The sequence below is a fragment of the Duganella sp. GW822-FHT06D06 genome, from assembly GCF_058799615.1.
In genome coordinates this window covers 15,001-32,081 of sequence record NZ_JBXALQ010000020.1, presented here as the reverse complement: position 1 = coordinate 32,081, position 17,081 = coordinate 15,001, and the positions used below count along the sequence as shown (strand labels likewise).

The following is a 17,081-nucleotide window of genomic DNA, read 5'->3' as shown; positions in this document are numbered from 1 at the left end:
TGAGTCTTGCTGTCAAATACCCCCGAGTAATTATTTGCCGCCGAGGCGTTCTTTTGCCGTTACCGCTGCCGCTGAGTCAGGATAGTTCTTGATCAGGTCCTGCAAGGTCTTCTTGGCGGCCTTGTCTTTCAGCTCGGCCTGGCAGCTGGCGATGTTGAGCATGGCTTCCGGCGCCTTCGGGCTGTCGGCGTAGTTCTTCAATACCATCAGCTGGGCCGTGATCGCGCCCTTGCAGTCGCGCTGGGCGTAGTGGGAGCTGCCCAGGTAGTACTGCGCGTTGGCCGCGTAGCTCGAGCCCGGATAACGCGCCACGAACTCGCTGAACGCCGTGCCGGCCGCCTTGTAGTCGCCGGAGGTGAAGGTCTTCCACGCCGCCTCATAGGTGCGCTGCTCGTTCGGGTCGACCTGGGCGGTCTTGCCGTCGATGGTCACTTCGCGCGGCTCCAGCTTGCGCAGGCGGGCGTCGAGGTCGACGTAGAAATCTTTCTGGCGCTTTTGTGCGTTGGCCAGCTCGTTGCTCAGCACTTCGATCTGGCCGCGCAGCTTGGCCACTTCCTGCAGGGTCATTTCGTTTTGCGAGACCAGGTCCAGCGTGCTGGACTTGTCGGATTTGGTGTCGATGCGGGTGTTCAGCTCGGCGCGTATGGCTTCGACCTTGGAACGCAGGTCGAGCAGGGCCTTGCGGGCTTCGTCGTCGTCGAACAGCCCGGCATGGGCTTGCAGCGGCAGCCAGGTCAGCGCGGCCAGCAGGGCGGCGCTCAGGCCGGATTTGGAGAGTTTCATCATGTCGGGCGCTTTCACACAAATCTAAAAGGAAACGGGGCGGGGCGCGGTGTTATCCGCGCGCCGCCCCGTATTATGCCTGTGACCCGGCAAAAGGGTAGTGCTTTGTATTACTTGTAGACGATGTCTGCACGACGGTTTTGCGCCCATGCTTCTTCGTTCGAACCGGAGGCTTTAGGCTTTTCTTTGCCCAGCGATACGGCTTCGACTTGCGATTCCGGCACGCCCAGCGTGGTCATCGCCTTGCGCACGGCTTCGGCGCGCTTCTGGCCCAGGGCCAGGTTGTACTCGGCGCCGCCGCGTTCGTCGGTGTTGCCTTGGATCAGGATCGAGCGGGCCTTGTTCTTGGCCAGGTAGGCGGAGTGGTTTTCCACCACTGGCTTGCCGTCGGCGCGCACGACGTAGCTGTCGAAGTCGAAGTACACGCTACGGTTGGCCAGCACGCCTTTAGGATCGTCCAGCGGATCCAGCGATTTGGTTTCGACCGGGGCGACGGTGCGGGTGTCCGGCTGCGGCTGCGGTTTCTGTTCGACTTGACGCTCTTCTACTTTCGCTGGCTCAGCGATTTTGACCGGGGTCGAGCAAGCGGACAGGATGGCGGCGGTGGTAACGATAAAAGCTAAGCTGCTGAGTTTACGCATTTGATTCTCCTAAAGATGAAGGCTAAAAATTACTGCATGAATGGACCCCAGGTGGGCTCCTTGATGTTGCCCGCCTGAGTGGTCAGGCGTTGTTTTACACGTCCATCCACCGAAACCACGGCCAGCGATTTGCGGCCTCCGGCTTGCGTGGCGTACATGATGTATTTGCCGTTCGGGGCAAAACTCGGGTACTGGTCGTCGGTGCTGTCCGACAGGCGCTGTTCCTGGCCGCTGGCCAGGTCCATCACGTACAGTTGATAGTTGCCGTCGCGGCGGGAGATGTAGGCCAGGGTCTTGCCGTCGGCCGACACGCGCGGGCTGATGTTGTAGTTGCCGGCAAAGGTGACGCGCTTGGCTTCGCCGCCGTCGCCGTTCATGCGGTAGATCTGCGGGCCGCCGCTGCGGTCGCTCATGAAGTAGATGCTGCCGTCCGGCGCGAAGCTGGCTTCCGAATCGATGCCGGCGCTGTTGGAGACACGCTTGAGGTTGCCGCCGTCGGCGTTGACGGTGTAGATCTGCGTATGGCCGTCCTTGGACAGCGACACCGCCAGCTTGTTGCCGGTCTGCGCCCACACCGGCGAGGAGTTGCTGCCTTTTTCGTTGGCGATCACGGTGCGCGCGCGGGTGATCAGGTTCTGCACGTAGACCACCGGCTTCTTCTGTTCAAACGACACGTAGGCCACCTTGGTGCCGTCCGGCGACCACGACGGCGAGATGATGGGCTCGTTCGAGCGCAGCGCCATCTGTTCGCCGTCGCCGTCGGCGTCGGCCACCAGCAGCTCGTAGTGGCGCTTGTCGTATTCCTTGACGTAGGCGATGCGGGTCGAGAAGGCGCCGCGGATGCCGGTCAGCTTCAGGAACACGTCGTCGGCGATGTTGTGCGCGGTCAGGCGGGTGAACTGCGGCGCGCGCGACAGGTTCAGCTGCGACAGCTCGCTTTGCTTGACGGTGTCGAACAGCTTGTAGCGCACTTCGTAGTCGCCGGCGGCCGACTTGGCCACCGTGCCCACCACCAAGGCGTCGGCGCCCTTGGCTTTCCAGGTGCCGTAGTCGATGTTGCTCATGCTGGCGATCACGCCGGCGTCGATCAGCTTGAAGGCGCCGCTGCGTTCCAGGTCGGCCTTGATGATGGCGGAAATCTGTTGCGGGGCGATGTTTTCGTCGGCGAAGCCGGCCACGGCGACCGGGATCTGGTTGCTGCCGACGCCGGAGATCTCGATCCGCATCTGCGCCGAGGCGCCGCCGGCGGCCAGCGCCAGCGAGGCGGACAGGATCACTTGGTTCAGTTTATTCATGGTGGTCATCAGTGCATATCCTTCATATTGAAATCGGCGACAAACTCGCGCTCTACCGTACCATCTTTTTTCTTGGGTAGTGGTGACGATTTGGCAATCGCGTTTTCAATCGCGCTATCGTAAGCGGCCGAGCCGCTGCTCTTCATCTTGCGCACGCCGATGATTTCACCGGTCGGCAGCTGGGTGATCTGGTAGGTCGCGCTGAGCGTATCGTCGACCGCGCCGTACACCAGGTTGCTCTTGATCTTGGCCCGGATCGCCGCCTGGTAGCCGCCGTCGACCTTGCCGCCGGTCGAGGTGGCGGCGGTGCCGGTGCTGCCCTTGGCGGCGTTGCCGGTGATGCGGCTCATCTCGGCGGCGAAGGCTTTGTCGCGGACCGCCTTGTCGGCTTTCTCGGCTTTTTCCTTGGCGGCTTTTTCGGCCAGCGCGGCTTTCTTCTTGTCCTTCTCGGCCTGTTCCTTCTCGTCCTTCAGCTTTTGTTCGGCTTCCTTCTTGTCGGCCAGTTTCTTGGCGTCCAGCTTGGCCTGCTTCTCTTCGGCTTCCTTCTTCAGCTTGGCTTCCTTGGCCGCTTCGAGTTTTTCCTGCTCGAGCTTTTTCTTCGCCTTCAGGCGTTCCAGCGCGATGTCCGGTTCTTTCGGCGTCGGCGGCGCCTCCACCGGTTTCGGCGGGGCGGTCTTGACCACCGGCGTCGGCTCCGGTTCGGGTTCCGGCTCGGGCTGGACCTGCGGCGGCGTCGGCGCGGCTTCCTGCACCTTCATGTCCCAGATCTCGGCCTGCACCGTGGTCGGCTCGTTGTTCTGCCAGCTGACGCCCACCCACAGGAACAGCAACAGCACGGCGTGCACCGCCGCCGCCAGCGCGATCGAGCGCCAGCCTTCATTTTGTCGCGGCACTTTGTAAGGGCCGCCTGCCGTTGCGGGTTTCATCGTATGCACAGTAATTTACTTGGTGGACAAGCCAACCCGGGTTATGCCCATCTTCTTCGCTTCCGAGATCAGCTGGATCACGTCGTCGTACTTGCTTTCCTTGTCGCCGGCGATCAGCACCGGGTAGTCGGGATGGTCGGTGTGGATGGCGCGCAGCTTCTTGACCAGCGCGTCGCGGTTGGGCGCGGTTTCCGGCGCCTCTTCACCCTTGCCCTTGACGCCGATCGACAGCGCGCCGTTGGGCTTGATGATCACCTGCACGTAGTCGCTCGGCGGCTTGGTGGAGCGCTCCGCGCTCGGCAGGTCGACCACGCTCGGGTCGTTGGCCGAGGGCATGACCATGAAAATAATCAGCAACACCAGCATCACGTCGATGTAGGGCACGACGTTGATCTCGGACTTGAACTTGCGGCCGCGGCCGCCGCGCATGCTGCTGGAAAAAGAGGAAGCCATGATTGCTCTGCCTTCTTAACGCGACTGACGTTGCAGGATGTTGGAGAACTCTTCGACAAAACTTTCGAAGCGGATCGCCAGGCGGTCGATATCGTGGGCGAAACGGTTGTACGCGACCACGGCCGGAATCGCCGCGAACAGGCCGATGGCGGTGGCGATCAGCGCTTCGGCAATGCCGGGGGCGACCGCGGCCAGCGTGGCTTGCTGCACATTGGCCAGGCCGCGGAAGGCGTTCATGATGCCCCACACGGTGCCGAGCAGGCCGATGTACGGCGACACCGAACCGACCGAGGCCAGGAAGGCCAGGTGCGATTCCAGCACGTCCATCTCGCGCTGGAAGGCGGCGCGCATGGCGCGGCGGGCGCCGTCCAGCACCGCGCCGGCGTCCATGCTTTCGCCGGCGGCGGCGTAGGCGGCCTTGCTCTTGATGAACTCACCCATGCCGGCTTCGAAGATGCGCGCCAGCGGGCCGCTGTTGGCGCGGTCCTTGCCGGCGTTCTGGTGCAGCGCGTGCAGGTTGCCGCCGGCCCAGAAGGTTTTCTCGAATTCGATGGTCAGCCGGCGCGCCGAGCGCACCGCGAACATCTTGCTGAAGATGTAGCTCCAGCTGGTCAGCGAGATGACGAACAGCAGCGCCATGATCAACTGCACGATCAGGTGGGCGTTGGTGATGAGGGACAGGAAGGAGAGGTCTTGGGTGACGTTCATGTATAGGTTCAGTCTGTTTTAATGGTGCTACGCATTTTTTCTGCAACCGACGGTGGCACGGCGCGCGGACTGAGGTCCGAACCGACGCAGCCGACCTTGACTCGGGCGGTGTTCAGCAACTGCTCGCCGCACCAGGCTCGCTGCACGAACTGGATGGAGGCGCGGCCTAGCTTTTCGATACTAAGTGTTAATTTTAGTACATCGTCCAACCTGGCAGGCGCATGATACTCCGCGTTGACGCTTTTGACGACGAACATGGCGTCGTGTTCTTGCAGCAGGGCGTGTTGCTCGACGTCGATGGCACGCAGCCATTCGGTGCGGGCGCGCTCGAAGAACTTGAGGTAGTTTGCGTAATAGACGATACCGCCGGCGTCGGTGTCCTCGTAATAGACCCGTACGTTCCAGATAAACTCTGCTGGCATGTTATTTTGACTACTAGTGAGAGTGAGCAACATTCTACGCGATTTTATTGTTGTCGTTGAAGCTGCGACGGGGTGAAACACGTCAAATCCGATTTTTATGCGGATCTTACAACTTGTGCGCAAAAGATTGCACTTACGACAGTAAAGCGTTTTCCCGGCAACTTGCCAAGGTTTGTAACAACCGCTTACGAATCGCTTCAGGGCTGAAGCGACTCGTCGGTGCCGACAGCTTACAGCTTGCGCTTGATCGTCAGTGGGCCGTAGCCCTGGCAAGTCGGCATCATTTCGATGCGGTTGATGTTGATGTGGGCGGGCAGGGTGGCGATCCAGTAGGCGGTGTTGGCGATGTCTTCCGGCGTCAGCGGCTCGGTGCCTTCGTAGACCTTGGCCGCGGCCTCGTCGTTGCCCTTCAGGCGGACGTTGGAGAATTCGGTGCCGCCGCACAGGCCGGGCGCCAGGTTGGTGGCGCGCACGCCGGTGCCGACCAGGTCGGCGCGCAGGTTCAGCGTGAACTGTTCGACGAAGGCCTTGGTGGCGCCGTACACATTGCCGCCCGGATAAGGCGTGTCGCCGGCCACCGACCCCAGGTTGATGACGGTGCCGCGGCCGCGCGCCACCATGCCCGGCAGGATGGCGCGGGTCATGGCGACCAGGCCGCTGCAATTGGTGGCGATCATGGTGTCCCAGTCGTCCAGCGACGCTTCGTGCGCCGGCGTGACGCCCAGCGCCAGGCCGGCATTGTTGACCAGCACGTCGATCTGCGCCCATTCGGCCGGCAAGCCGTCCAGCGCGCCCTTGATCGAGGCCTTGTCGGTCACGTCCAGCACGACCGGGTGGGCGGCCGTGCCCAGCTCGGCCGACAGCGCCGCCAGCCGGTCGGCGCGGCGGCCGCTGATCAGGACCTTGTGGCCGTTCTGGACGAAAGTGCGGGCCATTGCGGCGCCGAAGCCGGCGGTGGCGCCCGTGATGAAGACGATCATGGTCTATCCTTGCGGTTAAGTGAAAGCTTGGGTGGAAACGATGGTCAAGTGTAGCCGAAATGGCAGTATGGCTTGGCTCTCCCATCAAAATCGGCATAAGATTGCATTTTAAGCAATCATTTCCTTGCTCAAAGCTGGCGCATAAATTACAATCAGGCTTCCATTACGTCTCACGTAACTGGCGAAAAGCGCCGATCATCACCATTTTGGTGCGTGGCGATCGGTTAGCGAAAGGTGGGCATCCACCGGGAAACGTGAGATTTCATCAGCCGTTCGCCTGGGCAGCCATCGATGGAAATGCACGAAGAGGCTGCCTGTCCGCTATCGGCTTCCCTCATTCGATCCAACCTGCCAGTAACAAGTTACTCAATTCATTTGGAGTTTTTACATGTTCGCAAAAGATCACACCCTCGCTAACGTTGACCCGGAATTGTTCGGCGCAATCCAGAAGGAAAACACCCGTCAGCACGATCACATCGAACTGATCGCCTCGGAAAACTACACCTCGCCAGCCGTGATGGAAGCGCAGGGTTCGCAGCTGACCAATAAATACGCCGAAGGCTACCCAGGCAAGCGCTACTACGGCGGTTGCGAGTACGTCGACGTCGTCGAGCAACTGGCGATCGACCGCGTCAAGCAGCTGTTCGGCGCGGAAGCGGCCAACGTGCAGCCTAACTCGGGTTCGCAAGCCAACCAGGGCGTGTTCTTCGCCGTGCTGAAACCAGGCGACACCATCATGGGCATGTCGCTGGCCGAAGGCGGCCACCTGACCCACGGCATGCCGCTGAACATGTCCGGCAAGTGGTTCAATGTCGTGTCCTACGGCCTGACCGCCGAAGAAGACATCGACTACGTCGCCATGGAAGCGCTGGCCAAGGAACACAAGCCTAAGCTGATCATCGCCGGCGCCTCGGCGTTCTCGAAAAAGATCGACTTCGAGCGTTTCGCTGCCGTCGCCAAAGCCGTTGGCGCTTACTTCATGGTCGACATGGCGCACTACGCCGGCCTGATCGCCGCCGGCCTGTACCCTAATCCGGTGCCGCACGCCGACTTCGTCACCTCGACCACGCACAAATCGCTGCGCGGCCCACGCGGCGGCATCATCCTGATGAAGGCCGAGCACGAGAAGATCATCAACTCGGCCATCTTCCCGGGCATCCAGGGCGGTCCGCTGATGCACGTCATCGCCGGCAAGGCAGTTGCGTTCAAGGAAGCGCTGACGCCTGAGTTCAAGGCTTACCAGCAACAGGTCGTCATCAACGCCGACGTGCTGGCCAAGACCCTGATCAAGCGCGGCCTGCGCATCGTCTCCGGCGGCACCGAGTCGCACGTGATGCTGGTGGACCTGCGTCCGAAGAACCTGACCGGCAAGGAAGCGGAAGCGATCCTGGGTGCGGCTCACATGACCTGCAATAAGAACGGCATCCCTAACGATCCGCAGAAGCCATTCGTGACTTCCGGCATCCGCCTGGGTTCGCCGGCCTTCACCACCCGCGGCTTCAAGGAAGCGGAAGCGGAACAAGTCGGCAACCTGATCGCCGACGTGCTGGACAACCCGCACGACGCCGCGACCATCGACCGCGTGAAAGCGGCCGTGAAGGTTCTGGCTGACAAGTTCCCTGTCTACGCCAAGTAATCTGTAGTACCGCGACGCCGGCGTGTGCCGGTGTCGCGTCACCGAATAGCGCCAATATGAAATGTCCGTTTTGCCAGCATGAAGATACCCAGGTTCTCGATACGCGTGTATCGGAGGAAGGGGATTCCATACGCCGGCGCCGGCGCTGCGGTAAATGCGATAAACGATTTACCACGTATGAGCGGATCGAACTGGTGATGCCGTATGTGGTCAAGAAGAACGGCAGCCGCACCGAGTACGCGGCCGCCAAGTTGCGCGGCAGCCTGACGCTGGCCTTGCGCAAGCGCCCCGTGGCGGCGCCCGCCGTCGACGCGGCGATACTGTCGATCGAAGAAAAGCTGCTGACCAGCGGCCAGCGCGAAGTCGACACCGGCTACATCGGCGAGCTGGTGATGCAGGAACTGAAGCGCCTCGACAAGATCGCGTATATCCGTTTCGCATCGGTCTATAAAAACTTCGAAGACCTGGCCGAGTTCCAGGACGCGATTGCCGAAGTCGGGCAGGAACGCAAGCCGCGTAAGGCTTAGTTTCTTGTCGGCCTACGGCTGACGCACCTTTGATACACCTCATATCCTCTACAGTCGTCGCTGCTACCGTCTAGCACTGTCCTTGTCGACTTGCGGAGGTGTGCCATGCGCACACGCGCCTATATGCCGGGCTTTACGCTGCTGGAAATCCTGATCGCCGTGCTGTTGCTGGCGGTAGGCATCGTCGGCGGCGTGGCGATGCAGCTGACGGCACTGCGCATGCGGCACCAGGCCGCGCTGTTGTCGCAGGCAACCTACGTGGCGGCCGGCCTGGCCGAACGCATGCGCGCCAACGCCGCGCAAATGCACCTGGCCGATGGCGCCAATCCCTACCTGATGCTGGACTACGATGCGCTGGCCGAACCCGCTCCGCCGGCGCCGTCGGCCTTGTGCTACGGCGGCGCGTGCGACAGCGCGCAGCTAGCGATGTTCGACCTGTATGAAGTGAAAATCCAGGTCAGCCAGCATCTGCCGGCGGGCCGCATACAGGTTTGCCGCGACGGCAGCGTCAAGCCAGGTTGGACTTGCGGCGCCGCCACGGGCGCGCCGGTGGTGGTCAAGGTCGGATGGCACGGCAAGAATCCCGACGGCACGCCGCGCAAGGATGCGGGCGGGGGCTACGCGCCTGCCGTTGCCGTGGCCGTTGGAGCGACGCGATGAGCGCGCGCGGCTGGACCGTGGTCGAGTTCGCCATCGCGGTGGCGCTGGGCCTGATTGTGACCTTGCTGGCCAGCGGCTTGCTGCTGTCGGCCGGCAGCAACTACCGCAATCACAGCGAGAGCGCCGGGCTCAACGACGGTGGCCGCCATGCGCTCGACATCATGGCGCGGGCGATACGGCAAGGCGCGTATGTCAATTGGGACAGTACGGCCGCGCCGGTGGAGCTGGAGGCCGATGCGCCGGCCTCCATCGCGGGACTGGACGCGCGCAGCATCAGCCGGGGCGGCGCGGATATCGCCGCAACGTTGCCGGCGGTGGCGCACGGCAGCGATGTGCTGGCCTTGCGCTTCTCCGGTTCGGGCGTGGGCGGCAATGGCGATGGTTCCAGCCTCAACTGCGCCGGCTTCGGCGTCGCCGTTCCCGCCACCGTCGCCGAGCGTGGCTGGAGCATCTTCTATGTCGGCACGGGCGGCGATGGTGTGGCCGAGCTGCGTTGCAAATATCGCGGCGCCTCCGGCTGGGGCGCGGACGCCATCGTGCGCGGCGTCGATTCCTTTCAAGTGCTGTATGGGCTCGATACCGACATGCCGGCCGACGGCGTGCCCAATGCGTATGTCAACGCCAGCAATATCAATGCGAGGGATGCGGCGCTGGCGCTGTCCGGCGCCACGCCCGGCGAACGCCTGCGCGACTTCCATCGCAAGACTTTCTGGAAGCGCGTGTGCAGCGTCAGGGTGGCGCTGCTGCTGCACGGCGAGAGCAACACGCGCGCGGACAAGGCGACCACGCGGTTCGATCTGTTCGGCCCCGCGTATGCCGATGCGCATGGCGACGATGAGGGCGTGCGCGTGGTGGAGGCGACTCTGCCGCCGGCGCAGCGCACGCGCGCGCGCCGGGTGGTCGGCATGACGGTGGCTTTGCGCAACCGGAGCGGCTAGCTCATGGCGGCGCAACGGCAGCAAGGCGTGGTTGTGTTGATGTGCCTGATGATGTTGATCCTGGCGATGCTGCTGGGCGTGTCGGCGGCGCAAATGAGCTTGCAGGGCGAGAAGGCGGCGCGTGGCGAGCGCGATCGGGATGTGGCGTTTCAGGCGGCGGAGGATGCCTTGGCGGATGCGGAGCGCGATATCGGGAGCGGCACGGCGGAGGCCAGCGCTTGCGCCACGGCGCCCGTCTGGCAGCGGGTGGATTTGTCCGGCGCCGAGGACGACGGCGCCTGCACGCTGGGCTACGGCGAGCATACCGGCGCGGCGATGCCGACGGCGGCAGGCGTGCTGCCGTTCAAGCGGCCGCGATATGTGATCGAGCGCATGGAGTGCCATCAGCCGGGCGAGGATGCGTCGGCCGGCGGCACGGTCGGCTATTGCTATCGCGTGACGGCGATCGGGTTTGGCGCCAGGCCAGGCACGGAGCTGGTCTTGCAAACGGTGTTCGTCAAGCCGGAATGAGGAGGGGATATGCGCATCGCAAACAGTGCACGGCCGCCTGGGCATGGCCGGCGACGGCGGTGGGCGTGGCTGATGATCGCTACGCTGTTGATGTTGCTGCCTACGCTGGCGGGCGGTGTGCGCGCCGCGCCGCCGGTGCTCCATATCGCCAGCGAGCCATTGACCGCCGCTTGCCATGCCGCCCCAGGCGCCGCCCCCGGTGCGGGCTTCGGCTGGCCGGCTTCCGGCGCGCCTGCGTGGGATGCAGGCGCCATCCTGACCGGCGAACCGGGCCGCGCGCCGGTGCCGGAGCCGGCTTCACGCAAGCTCTACACGGCCATCGTGCAGGCGGACGGCAAGCTGGTCGGTATTCCCTTTGCGTGGCCCGCCTTGTCCGCGGCACAGCAAGCATTGCTCAACCGGGCGCCGCCACCGCATGCGGCGGCCGCCGACGGCCTGGGCGAGCGTCGCGTGGCCTACCTGCGCGGCGATCGCAGCGACGAAGGCACTTTGTTCCGTCGCCGCAGCAGCGTGCTCGGCGATTCGGTCAACAGCCTTCCCGTGCTGGTCGGCCCACCATCGGGCACGGCGCTGGATGTCGGCTATCAGGCTTTCCGCGCGCGCCACAAGGCCCGTCGCGCCATGCTCTACCTCGGCGCCAACGACGGCATGCTGCACGCCTTCGACGCCAACACGGGCGGCGAACTCTACGCCTATTTGCCCGACGCCCTGATGCCGGTGTTGAACCGCTTGCCCAGCCTTGAGTATGTGCACCGCGCCTACGTCGACGGCCCGTCGTTCAGCGGCGACGCCCAGATCGGCGGCAATTGGCGCACAGTCCTCGTCGCGGCCATGGGCGGTGGCGCACAGGGTGTATTCGCGCTGGACATCAGCGACCCCGCCGCGTTGGACGAGAACGCCGCGCTCTGGGAATTCACCGACCGCGACGATCCACTGATGGGCAACGTCACCACGCCGCCGCAGCTTGCCAAGGTGCGCACCAGTCGTGGCGCCGACCTGCCCAACTATCGCTACTTCGCCATCGTCGCCAGCGGCCTGAATAACTACGCCAGCGATGGCCATGCCAGCGGCACGGGCAAGGGCGCCTTATTCCTGCTGGCATTGGATAAACCACGCGATGTGCCGTGGACGCTCAACGTGAACTACTTCCGACTCGTCACGCCGATCTCCGACCCATCGCTGGCCAACGGCCTGAGCGCGCCGGCGCTGGTCGCCGACCGCGATGGCGCGTTGCGCTACGCCTACGCCGGCGACCTGCAAGGCAATCTGTGGCGCTTCGATTTCCACACTTGGCCAGGCGCGGCCGCCAAGGCGCTGTTCGTCGCCCGCGATGCCGACGGCAGGCGACAGCCGATTGCGCAACAACCCATGCTGGCCTATGCCTCCGGCGGCGGCTACCTGATACTGTTCGGCACGGGCGCGCTGTTCGATCGGACCGGCCTGGCGGCAAGCAGCTTCAGCACGCAATCGTTCTACGCCATCCTCGACAGCCTGTCCGTGCCGATGGATGCCGTTGCCGGCCGGCGCCAGTTGACCGAGCGCGTGCTGGAGCCTGCGGCGGCCGACCTGTTCGGCATCAGCGGCGCGGAGATCGCGCCCGGCCGCAAAGGCTGGTTTGTCGACTTCCTGCAGTCGGCGCTCACGGGAGAGCGCAGTATCAACAGCGGTAAACTGGTAGGCGGACAAGTCGTGTTCAACACGCTGTTGCCGGGCGCGGACAAATGCGATGCATCGGGCAGCCGCACCTACGTGCTGGATGCACTAAGCGGGCTGCCGGAGGGCCGCAGCATGGCGGCCATCATGCCGGCCGCGCCTATCGTCGGCGTTTTGCAATCGGCCTATTCGGCGGTGCCGTCGTTGGTGCTGCAAACGTCGCGCAGCAGTCCGGCCGATCCGACAGGGCGGGTGGTGGTCGATAAAGGCTATGCCGTGGTCAACCTGTCGGCGCGTGAAGCGACCGTGGTGGGCAGCGTCAAAGTACGGTCGCGGTCCGGCCGGCTCAGCTGGCGCGAAGTGGCCAATTGGCGCGAACTGCACGAGGCTATCAAATGAAGCCCGCGCGCCGACAGGCCTTCAGCATGATCGAATTGCTGATCGTGCTGGTGATACTGGCCGTGCTTGCCGCGCAGGTGATGCCGGGCTTTCAGCAGCACGTGATCCGCGCGCGACGCTCAGAGGCGCAGGCCACGTTGCTGCAACTGATGCAGCAGGAAGAGCGGTTTTTCACGCAGGCCAACACCTACATCGCTTTCTCATCCAGCATCACGGATCCTGAGGCGCGCCAGTTCAAATGGTGGAGCGGCAATGGCGCGCCGACCAGCGCCTACGAAATCGAAGGCAAGGCTTGCGACGGCGAACTGATCTCGCAATGCGTGCAGCTGATCGCCACGCCGGGCACCGCGCTGGTCGACGCCGGCTTTCGCGACGACGATTGCCGGCAGCTCAAGCTGACCAGCAGCGGCCTGCGCCTGGCGACCGGGCCTTCCATCCACTGCTGGCCTTGAGGACCGCATGATGCGAGGTCACCCTTGCAATACTGGCTTTAGCCTGGCTGAACTATTGATCGTGCTGTTGCTGGCAACGATACTGCTCGGCGTCGCCGTGCCGAACTACCGGGCCGCGCTGGAACGCCATCAGTTGCGCATCGCCGTCAACGACCTGGTGGCGGCCATCAACCTGACCCGTTCGCACGCCATCGCGCGCGGTGGACAGGTCTTGCTGGTGCCGATCGAGCCGTCCGGCGCCGCCTGGCGCCTGGGCTGGACGGTTTTTGTCGACGACAATGGCAACCGCCGCCCCGACGCCGGCGAGCTGCTGCTGCTCCGGCATGGACCGATCGCCAAGGATGTCATGATCGCCTCGGTTTTTTCGTCGGGGGCGGCGCCGCAATATCTTGCTTATAATGCTGCTGGGCGTGCTTGCAGCGCCGGCAACAGCCTGGCCGCGCGCTGGGGCACGCTGTCGCTGACGCAGGGCGATACTGCGCGCAACATCAAAATCAATATGCTGGGCCGGGTGCGCGTGTGCGATCCGGCGGTGGACGGGACAAGCTGCGCCAGCGCTATAGACTAAGGACAACGTGAACATCAGCAACGATCGGGAAGGCATGACGCTGGCGCTGGAGTGGGCCGCCAAAGGGCTGTACACGACTTCGCCGAATCCGCACATCGGCTGCGTGATCGTGCGCGACGGGCAAGTGATCGGCGCCGGCGTGACCCAGCAGGCCGGCAGCGACCACGCGGAAATCCAGGCGCTGAAGGATGCGCAGGCGCGCGGCCACGATGTGCGCGGCGCCACCGCCTACGTGACGCTGGAACCATGCAACCATCACGGCCGCACGCCGCCGTGCTCGGACGCGCTGGTGCGCGCCGGCCTGGGGCGCGTGGTGGCGGCGATGGAGGATCCGAATCCGCTGGTGGCAGGGCAGGGCATGGCCAGGCTGGCCGCCGCCGGCATCGAAGTCAGCACCGGCTTGCTGGCCGGGCAGGCCTACGAACTGAACATCGGCTTCTTTTCGCGCATGACGCGCGGCCTGCCGTGGGTGCGCATGAAGACCGCCGCCAGCCTGGACGGCATGACGGCGCTGCACAACGGCGTCAGCCAGTGGATCACCGGGCCGGAGGCGCGCGCCGACGGCCACGCCTGGCGCGCCCGCGCCTGCGCCATCCTGACCGGCATCGGCACCGTCAAGGCCGACGATCCGCAGCTCAACGTGCGCGCGGTGGAAACGCCGCGCCAGCCGCGCCGCATCGTGGTGGACAGCAAGCTCGACATCGATCCATCCGCCAAGGTCTTGCAGGGCGGCGGCACCTGGATCGCGGCGGCGGTGGCCGATCCGGAAAAGGAGGCGGCGCTGCGCGCGGTGGGCGCGGAAATCATCGTGCTGCCCAACGCTTCCGGCAAGGTCGACTTGCCCGAGCTGATGCGCGAGCTAGGCCGGCGCCAGATCAACGAGCTGCACGTCGAAGCGGGGGGCAAGCTCAACGGCTCCATGATACGCGAAGGCTGCGTGGACGAGCTGCTGGTCTACCTGGCGCCGACGCTGCTGGGCGATGCGCAGGGCATGTTCGCCTTGCCGGCATTGACCGACTTGTCGCTCAAGCAGCATCTGAAATTTCACGAGGTTAAGCAGATCGGCGAAGATTTGCGTATCCTTGCACGATTCACCCATTGATAAGAGCATGCACATGTTTACTGGAATTGTCGCCGCTATCGGCAAAATCGAATCCGTCACGCCGCTGGAAGGCGGCTCGTTCGCCGGCGTGCGCCTGAACATCGACGCCGGCGGCCTGCCGCTGGCCGACGTCGCGCTGGGCGACTCGATCGCCATCAACGGCGCCTGCATGACCGTGGTGGAGAAGGACGACAGCAGCTTCCGCGTCGACGTCTCGCGCGAAAGCCTGAACTGCACCGTCGGCCTCGACACGCTGACCGAAGTGAACCTGGAAAAGGCGTTGACGCTCAACGAGCGCCTGGGCGGCCACCTGGTGTCCGGCCACGTGGACGGCCTGGGCGTGGTGCGCAAGTTCGAGGGCGTGGGCGAATCGTGGGAACTGGTGATCGAAGCGCCGCGCGAGCTGGCCAAGTTCCTGGCTTTCAAGGGCTCGATCGTGGTCAACGGCGTGTCGCTGACCGTCAACCGCGTGACCGACATCGGCACCGGCAAGGACCTGGTCTGCCAGTTCTCGATCAACCTGATCCCGCACACCATCGCCATGACCACGCTCAAGCACCTGGTCGTGGGCAAGCAGGTCAACCTGGAGATCGACCTGATCGCCCGCTATGTCGAGCGCATGGTGTCGGTCGGCGCCGCCCAGGCATAACACCAAAGGCATCGATATGAGCAAGCAAGCCTATGAGTCTGTGCAAATTTCACGACTTGTCTTAACCGGATACAAGTCCATCGCCGAAAGTGACTTGTCCCTGCGGAGGCTAAATGTACTGATTGGTGCCAATGGCGCAGGCAAGTCCAACTATATCGGTTTTTTTCGCTTCATCGGCCAAGTCCTGAGTCAGCAATTGCAGACAACGGTCGGGATTGCCGGGGGCGCAGACGGGGTGTTGCATTTCGGTCGGAAGCAGACTGAGGAGTTGACGGCTGAGATCTACCTTGGCAATTCCCGGTACAAATTTGCCTTGTCGCCGACAGCCGATAATCGCTTTGTCTTCCAGCGCGAGGTCATCGCAAATATTGGTGAACAGGAAGTTTCCAGTCAAGGATATGCCGAGTCCCAGGCGCATCTTTATAATTCCCATGGCGGGGACAATAAGTTAGACGGGGTCATCGAGTCGATAAAAAGATGGCGTGTCTATCATTTTCATGACACTGGCGGCAGCGCGAGGGTCAAGCAGATCCACAGCATCAACGACAACGAGTATTTGCGCGAAGATGCACGCAACCTGGCGGCCTTCTTACTTCGATTACGCAACCATCACGGTGAACATTACCGGCGCATTGTCAAGACGGTCGGCTTGGTGGCGCCATTTTTTGGTGACTTTCACCTGCGGCCGACAGTCGACAATAAGGAAAAGATTCAGCTTGAATGGGTAGAGCAAGGCCAGGATGAGCCCTTTCCTGCCAGCGCGCTGTCTGACGGTACTCTGCGTTTCATTTGCCTGGCGACCGTGCTGCTGCAGCCGGAACAGTTCATGCCGACCACCGTCCTGATTGACGAACCGGAGTTGGGGTTGCATCCGTTCGCCGTCAGCGTGCTCGCAGATATGATGAAGTCCGCTTCACAGTCATATCAACTGATCATTTCCACACAGTCGGTGGAGTTGGTCAATGAATTTTCCCCCGAGGATCTGATTGTGGTCGATAAGCCCGGCGGCGCCTCGGTGCTGCACCGCCCGGACGCCGGAGCGCTGTCCGAATGGCTGGCAGATTACAGTCTCGGCGACCTGTGGAAGAAGAATCTGCTGGGCGGAAGGCCCTGACGATGACCCATATCCATGTATTTGTGGAGGGGCAGACGGAAGAGGCGTTTGTTAAAAGACTGCTCACCCCGTTCTATGCGAGCAAAGGTCTCGAGTTCACGCCGATTCTTGTGCGCACAAGTTCCGGTGGGGCCGGGGGCGTGCATCGTTATGCCAAGGTGAGGCCGCAAATCGAAAGGCGCTGCAAGCAGGAAGCAGCCGGCTACGTCACGACGTTATTCGATCTCTATGCGCTGCCGAGCGATTTCCCGGGCAAGGGCAGCACCGGCTACCCCGCCAAGGAGACCGGACTGCGCAAGGCGGTGTTCTTGGAGCGGGCATGGGCGGCGGAGATGAATCAAGCTAATTTCCTTCCTAATTTTCTGGTCCACGAGTTTGAGGCGCTGTTGTTCTCCGACATTGCCGCCTTCAAAGGCTGGGTTGATCGGGACAAAGTACTCAATCCGCTATGGGATATCAGCAGGAAGAAAGCGCCGGAAGATATCAACGACGGCTTGCAGACTGCGCCGTCGAAACGCATACTCAAAGCCTTTCCGAAATACAAGAAAACGCTGCATGGTCCGTCGATTGCGAGCGATATCGGACTGGATGCCATTCGGGAGAAATGCCCGCATTTTGATGAATGGTTGCGAAAAATCGAAAGCTTGGCGTCGACCTGAGCGTCG

20 protein-coding genes and 1 riboswitch are annotated in these 17,081 nt (G+C 63.1%); of the genes, 12 read left to right on the top strand and 8 right to left on the bottom strand.

All coding sequences use genetic code 11. The features are described 5' to 3' along the window. Window positions 1-30: 30 nt before the first annotated feature. The 8 genes from ybgF to AC1RMD_RS26615 all read right to left on the bottom strand — a co-directional run bounded on the left by ybgF (window position 31) and on the right by AC1RMD_RS26615 (window position 6,208). Window positions 31-786: a tol-pal system protein YbgF gene (ybgF, locus tag AC1RMD_RS26650; protein ID WP_492931093.1), complete on the bottom strand. Its 756-nt coding sequence runs from the start codon at window positions 784-786 to the stop codon at window positions 31-33. A 107-nt stretch (window positions 787-893) separates the two neighbouring features. Next, entirely contained in the window at window positions 894-1,424 is a 531-nt protein-coding gene (pal, locus tag AC1RMD_RS26645) for a peptidoglycan-associated lipoprotein Pal (protein ID WP_492931091.1), read from the bottom strand. A 29-nt stretch (window positions 1,425-1,453) separates the two neighbouring features. Next, window positions 1,454-2,728: a Tol-Pal system beta propeller repeat protein TolB gene (tolB, locus tag AC1RMD_RS26640; protein ID WP_492931089.1), complete on the bottom strand. Its 1,275-nt coding sequence runs from the start codon at window positions 2,726-2,728 to the stop codon at window positions 1,454-1,456. Then, the gene (gene tolA, locus AC1RMD_RS26635; RefSeq protein WP_492931087.1) at window positions 2,728-3,645 is read right to left on the bottom strand and encodes a cell envelope integrity protein TolA; all 918 of its coding nucleotides are present in this window, start codon (window positions 3,643-3,645) and stop codon (window positions 2,728-2,730) included. The genes tolB and tolA overlap by 1 nt, the downstream gene beginning before the upstream one ends. Before the next feature lie 15 nt (window positions 3,646-3,660). Beyond that, window positions 3,661-4,098, bottom strand: a complete 438-nt coding sequence (locus tag AC1RMD_RS26630) for an ExbD/TolR family protein (protein ID WP_492931085.1) — start codon at window positions 4,096-4,098, stop codon at window positions 3,661-3,663. Window positions 4,099-4,113: 15 nt separating this feature from the next. Next, window positions 4,114-4,806, bottom strand: coding sequence for a protein TolQ (tolQ, locus tag AC1RMD_RS26625; protein WP_492931083.1), 693 nt, complete (start codon window positions 4,804-4,806; stop codon window positions 4,114-4,116). 8 nt (window positions 4,807-4,814) lie between these two features. Beyond that, complete coding sequence (ybgC, locus tag AC1RMD_RS26620; protein WP_492931081.1) at window positions 4,815-5,228, bottom strand: tol-pal system-associated acyl-CoA thioesterase; 414 nt, start codon at window positions 5,226-5,228, stop codon at window positions 4,815-4,817. 230 nt (window positions 5,229-5,458) lie between these two features. Then, window positions 5,459-6,208, bottom strand: a complete 750-nt coding sequence (locus tag AC1RMD_RS26615; protein WP_492931079.1) for an SDR family oxidoreductase — start codon at window positions 6,206-6,208, stop codon at window positions 5,459-5,461. Between the two features lie 164 nt (window positions 6,209-6,372). Continuing rightward, a riboswitch (ZMP/ZTP riboswitch) is annotated at window positions 6,373-6,498 on the top strand. Window positions 6,499-6,596: 98 nt separating this feature from the next. Here AC1RMD_RS26615 and glyA point away from each other — a divergent pair. The 12 genes from glyA to AC1RMD_RS26555 all read left to right on the top strand — a co-directional run bounded on the left by glyA (window position 6,597) and on the right by AC1RMD_RS26555 (window position 17,075). Further along, window positions 6,597-7,844, top strand: a complete 1,248-nt coding sequence (glyA, locus tag AC1RMD_RS26610) for a serine hydroxymethyltransferase (RefSeq protein WP_217945594.1) — start codon at window positions 6,597-6,599, stop codon at window positions 7,842-7,844. A gap of 56 nt (window positions 7,845-7,900) precedes the next feature. Further along, the gene (nrdR, locus tag AC1RMD_RS26605) at window positions 7,901-8,371 is read left to right on the top strand and encodes a transcriptional regulator NrdR (protein WP_043479966.1); all 471 of its coding nucleotides are present in this window, start codon (window positions 7,901-7,903) and stop codon (window positions 8,369-8,371) included. A 105-nt stretch (window positions 8,372-8,476) separates the two neighbouring features. Continuing rightward, the gene (gene pilV / locus AC1RMD_RS26600) at window positions 8,477-9,031 is read left to right on the top strand and encodes a type IV pilus modification protein PilV (RefSeq protein WP_492931077.1); all 555 of its coding nucleotides are present in this window, start codon (window positions 8,477-8,479) and stop codon (window positions 9,029-9,031) included. Next, complete coding sequence (locus AC1RMD_RS26595) at window positions 9,028-9,969, top strand: PilW family protein (protein WP_492931075.1); 942 nt, start codon at window positions 9,028-9,030, stop codon at window positions 9,967-9,969. Before pilV ends, AC1RMD_RS26595 begins: the two co-directional genes overlap by 4 nt. A 3-nt stretch (window positions 9,970-9,972) precedes the next feature. Beyond that, on the top strand, window positions 9,973-10,479 hold the full coding sequence (locus AC1RMD_RS26590) for a pilus assembly PilX family protein (RefSeq protein ID WP_492931073.1): 507 nt from the start codon (window positions 9,973-9,975) through the stop codon (window positions 10,477-10,479). A gap of 72 nt (window positions 10,480-10,551) precedes the next feature. Next, window positions 10,552-12,531, top strand: coding sequence for a pilus assembly protein (locus AC1RMD_RS26585; protein WP_492931071.1), 1,980 nt, complete (start codon window positions 10,552-10,554; stop codon window positions 12,529-12,531). Continuing rightward, window positions 12,528-12,983, top strand: a complete 456-nt coding sequence (locus AC1RMD_RS26580) for a type IV pilin protein (RefSeq protein ID WP_492931069.1) — start codon at window positions 12,528-12,530, stop codon at window positions 12,981-12,983. The genes AC1RMD_RS26585 and AC1RMD_RS26580 overlap by 4 nt, the downstream gene beginning before the upstream one ends. A gap of 7 nt (window positions 12,984-12,990) precedes the next feature. Further along, window positions 12,991-13,551 (top strand): GspH/FimT family pseudopilin, encoded by a 561-nt coding sequence (locus tag AC1RMD_RS26575; protein WP_492931067.1) that lies wholly within the window; start codon window positions 12,991-12,993, stop codon window positions 13,549-13,551. 7 nt (window positions 13,552-13,558) lie between these two features. After that, the gene (gene ribD, locus AC1RMD_RS26570; protein WP_492931065.1) at window positions 13,559-14,653 is read left to right on the top strand and encodes a bifunctional diaminohydroxyphosphoribosylaminopyrimidine deaminase/5-amino-6-(5-phosphoribosylamino)uracil reductase RibD; all 1,095 of its coding nucleotides are present in this window, start codon (window positions 13,559-13,561) and stop codon (window positions 14,651-14,653) included. Between the two features lie 13 nt (window positions 14,654-14,666). Beyond that, the gene (locus AC1RMD_RS26565; protein WP_492931063.1) at window positions 14,667-15,302 is read left to right on the top strand and encodes a riboflavin synthase; all 636 of its coding nucleotides are present in this window, start codon (window positions 14,667-14,669) and stop codon (window positions 15,300-15,302) included. Window positions 15,303-15,318: 16 nt separating this feature from the next. Then, window positions 15,319-16,416 (top strand): AAA family ATPase, encoded by a 1,098-nt coding sequence (locus AC1RMD_RS26560; protein ID WP_492931061.1) that lies wholly within the window; start codon window positions 15,319-15,321, stop codon window positions 16,414-16,416. A gap of 2 nt (window positions 16,417-16,418) precedes the next feature. Then, complete coding sequence (locus tag AC1RMD_RS26555) at window positions 16,419-17,075, top strand: DUF4276 family protein (RefSeq protein WP_492931059.1); 657 nt, start codon at window positions 16,419-16,421, stop codon at window positions 17,073-17,075. Window positions 17,076-17,081 lie beyond the last annotated feature (6 nt).